Source organism: Streptomyces laculatispora (genome assembly GCF_017353455.1).
GTDB lineage: Bacteria > Actinomycetota > Actinomycetes > Streptomycetales > Streptomycetaceae > Streptomyces > Streptomyces laculatispora.
In genome coordinates, this window is the sequence record NZ_JAFMPZ010000457.1 from 1 (window position 1) to 7,969 (window position 7,969).

6 protein-coding genes are annotated in these 7,969 nt (G+C 71.7%); 3 read left to right on the forward strand and 3 right to left on the reverse strand.

The window, feature by feature from the left end:
• On the forward strand, window positions 1–1,484 hold a 1,484-nt coding region (locus tag J1C73_RS22330; protein WP_207317985.1), incomplete at its 5' end, for an SGNH hydrolase domain-containing protein.
• On the opposite strand, the gene J1C73_RS22335 is transcribed toward J1C73_RS22330, so the two are convergent.
• The 3 genes from J1C73_RS22335 to J1C73_RS22345 form a co-directional block, all read right to left on the reverse strand.
• Window positions 1,444–2,964 carry a DUF6056 family protein gene (locus J1C73_RS22335; RefSeq protein WP_207317986.1) on the reverse strand — a complete coding sequence of 507 codons (1,521 nt, stop codon included), beginning with the start codon at window positions 2,962–2,964 and terminating at the stop codon, window positions 1,444–1,446. The genes J1C73_RS22330 and J1C73_RS22335 overlap by 41 nt on opposite strands.
• A 64-nt stretch (window positions 2,965–3,028) precedes the next feature.
• Window positions 3,029–4,465, reverse strand: a complete 1,437-nt coding sequence (locus tag J1C73_RS22340; RefSeq protein ID WP_207317987.1) for a glycosyltransferase — start codon at window positions 4,463–4,465, stop codon at window positions 3,029–3,031.
• Between the two features lie 141 nt (window positions 4,466–4,606).
• Window positions 4,607–5,251, reverse strand: coding sequence for an SACE_7040 family transcriptional regulator (locus J1C73_RS22345; RefSeq protein WP_207317988.1), 645 nt, complete (start codon window positions 5,249–5,251; stop codon window positions 4,607–4,609).
• 121 nt (window positions 5,252–5,372) lie between these two features.
• Here J1C73_RS22345 and J1C73_RS22350 point away from each other — a divergent pair, with 121 nt between their 5' ends.
• Window positions 5,373–6,980 carry a carboxyl transferase domain-containing protein gene (locus J1C73_RS22350; protein ID WP_123471252.1) on the forward strand — a complete coding sequence of 536 codons (1,608 nt, stop codon included), beginning with the start codon at window positions 5,373–5,375 and terminating at the stop codon, window positions 6,978–6,980.
• Between the two features lie 7 nt (window positions 6,981–6,987).
• Window positions 6,988–7,969, forward strand: a 982-nt coding sequence (locus J1C73_RS22355) for an acetyl-CoA carboxylase biotin carboxylase subunit (protein WP_207317989.1), incomplete at its 3' end; no start/stop codon positions are given.

The window sequence follows — 7,969 nt, forward strand, 5'->3', positions numbered from 1 at the left end:
ACCGGGTCGTCCTGCTCGGCGACTCGCACGCCGGGCAGTGGTTCTCGCCGTTGCTCAGCCTCGCGGCCAAGCGCGGCTGGGCCCTGCAGGAACTGGTGAAACAGGGCTGCCCACTGCCTGAACTGTCGGTGGTGAACCCTCAGTTGGGGCGCACGTATGACGAGTGCGACACCTGGCGGGCCGACAGCCTGGCCCGGCTGCGCAAGGGGCCGAAGCCCGAGCTGATCGTGATCGGCTCCCTCAACCGCTACACCGATGACCAGCACCTCCTGCTCGGGGGCTGGGAGAAGACCCTGAAGCCGCTGCGTGCGCTCGGGGTGCCGATCGTCTACGTCGAGGACACCCCGGTGCCGGGAACCGACGTCCCGGCGTGCGTCTCCGGGCACCTCAGGGATCCGAAGGCCTGCGCCTTCGACCGGGAGAAGGCGCGGTGGCCCGATCCGCTGGCGCGGAAGGCGGCGTCCGGCGCACTGCCCGGGGTACGGACCGTGGAGGTGAACTCGGTGCTGTGCCCGGCGGCCGCTGCCACCTGCCCGGCGGTCCTGGACCGGATCCTGCTCTACCGGGACGACGCCCATCTGACCGATGTCGCGGCCGTGGTGCTGGCGCCCCGGCTCGAACGGCTGCTCATGGGGACCGGCGCACCGGCGGCGGACGGCTGGACCCGGCTGCTGCGCGAGGACTTCGACGGCCCCGCCGGCAGCCGCCCGGCCGCCTCCCGGTGGCGGTACGACCGCGGCACCTGCTATCCGGGCTGCCCGGCCCCGCAGTGGGGTACCGGGGAGATCGAGACGATGACGGACTCCACGGACAATGTCCGGCTGGACGGGAAGGGGGCGCTGGAGATCGTGCCGACCCTGCGCAAGGGGCGGTGGTACTCGGGCCGCATCGAGTCCAGGCGCTCCGACTTCGCCCCGCCGCCCGGCGGCGTCCTGCGGATCGAGGCGTCGATCGCCCTGCCGGACGTCACGGGTGCGGCGGCGGGCGGCTACTGGCCGGCCTTCTGGACCCAGGGCGCCAAGGTGCGCGACGGGTACACGGGCTGGCCCGCCACCGGTGAACTCGACGTGATGGAGTCCGTCAACGGCCGGGACGCCGTCTTCGGCACCATGCACTGTGGCACGCTGGACGGCGGCCCCTGCAAGGAGCCGATGGGGCTCAGTTCGCCCCGGCAGAAGTGCTCCGGCTGCCGCGGCGCGTTCCACTCGTACGCCGTGGAGATCGACACCGCGCCCGGCGCCGAGGAGGTGCGCTGGTCTCTGGACGGCCGGGTGTACCACCGGGTGAAGGCGTCCAGCATGGACGCCGCCACCTGGGACCGGGCGCTGAAGCAGGGGCAGTTCCTGATCCTGAACGTGGCGATGGGCGGCGCGCTGCCGTCCGCCGACGGCGCCGACGTGGGTCCCGCGACGGAGCCCGGTCACCCGATGCGGGTGGCGGAGGTCAGCGTGTCGGCCCGGGAGGCATCCGGGTCGCGTAGGTGATCCGCTTCAGGTGGTAGTACCGCGCCGTGCAGGGGGCCGGCCACACGCTGCGGCCGTGGTTGCCGAACGGGTCGCGCATCTGCCCCACCGAGGCCGGTACGTACGGCAGGACCTCGGCGCCCTTGGCCACCTCCTCGCGCAGCAGCCGGTCCTGGCGGTCCCAGTGCCGGGCCCGTACGCCCATGTCGGTTGCCAGGCCGGTCAGCGGTACGGCCAGCCCCACGCAGACCCCCGCGCAGAGCGCCGCCGCCGTTCCCGTCGCGGCGGCGGTGCCCCGCCCGTGGGCGCGCAGGGCGTTGCCGAGCAGGGCGCCGAGTCCGGCGAGCAGCAGTACGTAGACGAAGAGGTAGTCGTTCCAGGTGCGGGTGCCATACGTCAGCATGCTGTGCGCGAAGGCGGGGAGGGTGACGAGGGTGCAGAGGTACCCGGACACCAGGAACGCCGCCACCCCGGCCAGGGCCGGGAGGAGTGGCCCGCTGCGCGGGGGCCCGTCGGTGGCCGGACCGCTCTCGCGCAGCAGCAGGCCCAGCAGGACGCCGACGGCCAGTGCGCCGAGGTAGGTCCAGGTGGTGAGGACGACCCCCAGGATGTCGCCGTACGTCCGCAGCGCGTCGGCCAGCGACCCGGTGTCGACGACGGACGTGGCGCCGGTGCCGAACCGGTCACGGCGGACCCGGGACCCCGGCGACGTGTAGAGGATGATCATCCCCGCCACGAGGGCGGCCAGCGCGACGCCGCACCAGAGACGGGTGCGGCTGCGGGCGGGGCCCGGCCGCGACCGGAGGCTGAGCAGCAGAGCGGTGCAGAGCAGGACGCCCGCGACGATCGAGGTCCCTTCCGAGAGGGTCCCGATGAAGAGCCCGGTCACGGCTGCGACGCCCAGCGCGAAGATCCCTCCCCGCCGCGACCGCGCCCGCAGCAGCGGGATCACCGCGGCAGCGGCCAGTGTCGGGGCGACGGTGTGCGAGACGGAGGAGGCCGGCCAGTAGAACGTCTTGTACGTGTTGGGGGTGGCGAAGAAGAACACCACCACGGTCATCGACGCGACGAGCAGGGGCACTCCGCGCGGCGCGGTCCGTCCGGCACCGCGCAGCGCGGCCGGGACGAGGGCCCACACCGCGGCCAGGATCAGCAGCCCGCTGACCGTGGCGTACCACTGATGGCCCGCCACGCCCCCTGCCCCGTAGAGCGCGACCATCAGTGCGTTGGCGATGCGCCCGTTGTCGTGCAGATAGAACTTCCCGATCATGCCGAAGACGCCTTCGTCGCGCAGGACGGGCAGGAAGCACCAGTCGTCGCCGCCCGGCCGCACCAGCCGGCCGATCCAGAAGGACGCGGCCAGCAGGGCCAGCGGGAACACGGTGAGAGCGGCCGCCCAGAGCGGCATGCGGGGCCGCGGGGCCCGTGGGCCGTCCTGCCGGTGGGGCGCGTCCTGCGCCGTCGGCGGGGTGTCCGCTGTTCCCGATGCTTCCGCGGTCATGGATGTGCCGGTGCCCTTCGTGCGATGCCGCTGCGTACGTGTGCCGTGCCGGTGCGGTGGGCGGTCAGTCGCCGGAGCGGCCGGTCCGGCTGCCGACCAGCGGTTCCGGCTGCCTGGTCATGGCCGCGCCGGAGGTGATCGCCCACCGGGCGAGCAGGAAGGAGAACGGGGTGGCGAGAATTCCGGCGGTCAGCGCGGCGATGTTCTTTCCCATGCCCAGATGACTCACTCCGACATAGAGCAGCGCCCCGGACAGGACGAGATTGACGAGGCTCGACAGCGGAAAGCGGACGAAGGCCCGCCAGGTCGGACTGGTCCGGCAGGTGATGTAGGAGTTGAGCAGGAAGGAGCCGACAATACTGACGCAATAGCCGATGACATGGGCGGTCAGATAGGGAATCCAGCGGTTGAGCGTCGCGTACACGGTCAGGTAGACCGCTGTGTTGACGACGCCGATCATGGCGAAGGTGAGGAATTGGCGCACGGTCCGGGAACGGCCCGATCCAAAGGCACTCGCGCCGCCGCCTCTCACCCGTAACGGCCGGTCGATCGCGGTGGGAGCGGCGGGAGCCGGCTGCTCGCTGGTTTCCCGGATCAGGTAGTGCGGGCGGTTCTTCGTCTCGCAGTAGATCCGGCCGACGTATTCACCGATGATTCCGAGTGTGGCCAGCTGGATGCCGCCGAGCGCCACGATGGCGGTGAGCAGGGTGGTGTAGCCGGGCACCCCCACCCCGTTGCGTGCCACCTCCACGATGATCCACAGGGCGTATCCCATCGCCGCCAGGGCCATCAGGAGGCCCCCGTAGATGGCCAGCCGCAGGGGGCGGTTGTTGAAGGAGATCAGCCCGTCGATGCCGTAGTTGAGCAGCCGCCTGCTGCCCCACTTCGAGCGCCCCGCCACCCGCTGGGCGTTGTGGTAGGTGAAGCTGGTGGTGTCGAAACCGATCCAGGAGAAGATCCCCTTGGAGAACCGGTTGGACTCGGGGAGCGAGAGCACGCTGTCCACCGCGCGGCGGGACAGCAGCCGGAAGTCCCCCTCGCCGTCGACCACCGACACGTCCATGAAGTGCCCCATGGCGCGGTAGTAGGAGCGGCTGAGGAGCGAACGCAGGGCGCCCTCGCCCTCGCGGTCGCGCCGGGCGATCACCTGGTCGTATCCGTGCCGGCTCAACTCCATCATGCGGGGCAGGAGTCCGGGCGGGTGCTGGAGGTCGGCGTCCATGAGCACCACGGAGTCCCCGCAGGACATCCGGAGCCCGGCGAGCATGGCGGCCTCCTTGCCGAAATTACGGCTGAAGGCGGTGTACCGGACCCGTTCGTCGACGGCGGCCAGGTGGATCAGTTCGGCACGGGTGAGATCTTCGCTGCCGTCGTCGACGTAGCAGACCTCGAAGCTCTTCCCGGTCGGTTCGAGAGCGGCGACCAATGCGCGGTGAAACGCCTTGACGGCCGCATCCTCGTTATAGCAAGGGACGACGATCGATACCTGGCAGTTTTTCATTCAGTTCCCCATCAGGCGCGGACGCGACCGTCCCGAAGCCTATGTCCGCACCCCGCCGAAACAACTCAGGCGAAAGGGAGTGGTGGGGAAAAGTCGGCGCGGATTCACACCCGGTGGTCCGGGGTGTGCTTTCCGGCCGGCCTATTCCGGAGCACCGCCGCGCGGCGGCCGCCCACCGCCCGCCGCGTCGAAGGCACCCCGGGCCAGCCGGTGCAGCAGCGCCGCCGTGTCGGTGCGGTCGGGCAGGGCGCCGGGGCGGCCCAGGTGCGGGGTGGAGTTCAGCAGGCCGAAGACGGCGTGCACCGCGGCGCGCGCCTCGTGCTCGGGGAGGTCCGGGTAGAGGTCGCGGACGACGCCGACCCACACCTCGACGTACTGCCGCTGGAGCCGGCGCACCCGCTTGCGGTCGGCGTCCCGCAGGCGGTCCAGCTCCCGGTCGTGCAGGGTGATCAGGGGGCGGTCGTCGAGGGCGAAGTCGATGTGGCCCTCGATGAGCGCGTCCAGGAGCGCCTCCCGCGACCCGTCGGGGGAGGCGGCGTCCTCGGACACGCGCAGCTCCCCGCCGGCCAGCAGCCGCTCGCTGATGCCGACCAGCAGCTCGGCGAGCATCGCGTCCTTGCCGGGGAAGTGGCGGTAGAGGCCGGGGCCGCTGATGCCGACGGCGGCACCTATCTCGTCGACGCCGACGCCGTGGAAGCCGCGCTCGGCGAAGAGGCGGGCGGCCTCCTTGAGGATCTGCTCACGGCGGGTGGGAGCCGCGACGCGGGCGGCGGCATGGGTGCTCATGACCAGTCATTCTAGACAGGGAGGTTAGCGGTCGTTAACCTGAAGAGAAACGTTAACGCTCATTAACGGCCTCGCGGGCGAGGCCGTCACCACTGCGGTACGGGCAAGGGGGCTCGACAGGATGCAGCAGGCACCGGTGCTGGCGAGCGCGGCCGATCCCGCCTCCGAGGCCTGGCAGGCCAACGAGGCGGCGCATCACGCGCTCGCCGACGAGCTGCGCAAGCGGCTCGCCACGGCCAGGCTCGGCGGGGGTGAGAAGGCCCGCGCCCGGCATGTGGCGCGCGGAAAGCTGCTGCCCCGGGAGCGGGTGGACACCCTGCTCGATCCGGGCTCCCCCTTCCTGGAGCTGGCCCCGCTGGCGGCCGAGGGGCTGTACGGCGGCGCCGCACCGGCCGCCGGGGTGATCGCCGGGATCGGGCGGGTCAGCGGCCGGGAGTGCGTGATCGTCGCCAATGACGCGACCGTCAAGGGCGGCACGTACTACCCGATGACCGTGAAGAAGCACCTGCGGGCCCAGGAGGTGGCGCTGGAGAACCGGCTGCCCTGCCTGTACCTGGTGGACTCGGGCGGCGCCTTCCTGCCGATGCAGGACGAGGTGTTCCCGGACCGGGAGCACTTCGGACGGATCTTCTACAACCAGGCCCGGATGTCCGGGGCCGGTGTCCCGCAGATCGCGGCGGTGCTGGGGTCCTGCACGGCCGGCGGGGCGTACGTCCCCGCGATGAGCGACGAGGCCGTGATCGTCCGGAACCAGGGGACGATCTTCCTGGGCGGGCCGCCGCTGGTGAAGGCCGCGACCGGTGAGGTCGTGACGGCCGAGGAGCTGGGCGGCGGCGAGGTCCACTCCCGTACGTCGGGGGTCACCGACCACCTCGCCGAGGACGACGCGCACGCGCTGCGGATCGTGCGCAACATCGTGGCGACCCTGCCGGACCGGGGCGAACTGCCCTGGTCCGTGCGTCCGGCCGACGAGCCGGCGGTCGATCCCGCCGGTCTGTACGGGGCCGTGCCCGTCGACTCCCGCACCCCGTACGACGTACGCGAGGTGATCGCCCGGGTGGTCGACGGCTCGCGCTTCGCGGAGTTCAAGGCCGAGTACGGGACGACGCTGATCACCGGCTTCGCGCACATCCACGGCCATCCGGTCGGGATCGTCGCCAACAACGGCATCCTGTTCTCCGAGTCCGCCCAGAAGGGCGCGCACTTCATCGAGCTGTGCGACCAGCGCGGCATCCCGCTGGTGTTCCTCCAGAACATCTCCGGATTCATGGTGGGCCGCGACTACGAGGCCGGCGGCATCGCCAAGCACGGCGCCAAGATGGTCACCGCCGTCGCCTGCACCCGGGTGCCGAAGCTGACCGTGGTGGTCGGCGGGTCCTACGGCGCGGGCAACTACTCGATGTGCGGCCGGGCCTACAGCCCCCGCTTCCTGTGGATGTGGCCCAACGCCAAGATCTCCGTCATGGGCGGCGAGCAGGCCGCGTCCGTCCTGGCCACGGTCAAGCGCGACCAGCTGGGCGACGACTGGAGCGCCGAGGACGAGGAGTCCTTCAAGGCCCCGATCCGCGAGCAGTACGAAAGCCAGGGCAACGCGTACTACGCCACCGCCCGGCTCTGGGACGACGGTGTGATCGACCCGATGGAGACCCGGCAGGTGCTGGGGCTCGCCCTGACCGCCTGCGCCAACGCCCCGTTGGGCGATGCCGGTTTCGGCGTCTTCCGGATGTGAGGAACAGATGACGATGTTCGACACCGTTCTCGTCGCCAACCGCGGCGAGATCGCGGTCCGGGTCATCCGGACCCTGCGCGAACTGGGAGTGCGCTCGGTCGCCGTCTTCAGCGACGCGGACGCGGACGCCCGGCACGTGCGGGAGGCCGATACGGCGGTACGGATCGGCCCCGCCCCGGCGTCCGAGAGCTATCTCTCGGCGGACCGGCTGCTGGAGGCGGCCCGCCGCAGCGGCGCGCAGGCCGTCCACCCCGGCTACGGCTTCCTCGCCGAGAACGCGGGCTTCGCCCAGGCGTGCGCGGACGCGGGTCTGGTCTTCATCGGGCCGCCCGCCGCCGCCATCGCGCTGATGGGCGACAAGATCCGGGCCAAGGAGACGGTCGCCGCGGCCGGCGTCCCGGTCGTTCCCGGCTCCACCGGAAGCGACCTGACCGACGGCCGGCTGGCCGACGCGGCGAACGAGATCGGCATGCCGGTGCTGCTGAAGCCCTCGGCGGGCGGCGGCGGCAAGGGCATGCGGCTGGTGCGCGACGCGGCGCTGCTCGCGGACGAGATCGCCGCGGCCCGGCGCGAGGCGCGCGCCTCCTTCGGCGACGACACCCTGCTGGTGGAGCGGTGGATCGACCGGCCGCGCCACATCGAGATCCAGGTGCTGGCGGACGGGCACGGCAACGTGGTGCACCTCGGCGAGCGCGAGTGCTCGCTGCAGCGCCGCCACCAGAAGATCATCGAGGAGGCGCCGTCCGTCCTGCTCGACGAGAGGACCCGGGCGGCGATGGGCGAGGCCGCCGTCCGGGCGGCCCGCTCCTGCGGCTATGTCGGCGCGGGCACGGTGGAGTTCATCGTCCCGGGCAGCGACCCCGCCGCGTACTGCTTCATGGAGATGAACACCCGCCTCCAGGTGGAGCACCCGGTGACCGAGCTGATCACCGGCCTGGACCTGGTGGAGTGGCAGCTGCGGGTCGCGGCCGGTGAGCGGCTCCCGTTCG

What these genes read in the sequence shown, in the direction of transcription:
- J1C73_RS22350 (WP_123471252.1), top strand. Translation starts at nt 5,373, where the DNA reads ATGCAGCAGGCACCGGTGCTGGCGAGCGCGGCCGATCCCGCCTCCGAG.
- J1C73_RS22345 (WP_207317988.1), bottom strand. Translation starts at nt 5,251, where the DNA reads ATGAGCACCCATGCCGCCGCCCGCGTCGCGGCTCCCACCCGCCGTGAG.
- J1C73_RS22335 (WP_207317986.1), bottom strand. Translation starts at nt 2,964, where the DNA reads ATGACCGCGGAAGCATCGGGAACAGCGGACACCCCGCCGACGGCGCAG.
- J1C73_RS22340 (WP_207317987.1), bottom strand. Translation starts at nt 4,465, where the DNA reads ATGAAAAACTGCCAGGTATCGATCGTCGTCCCTTGCTATAACGAGGAT.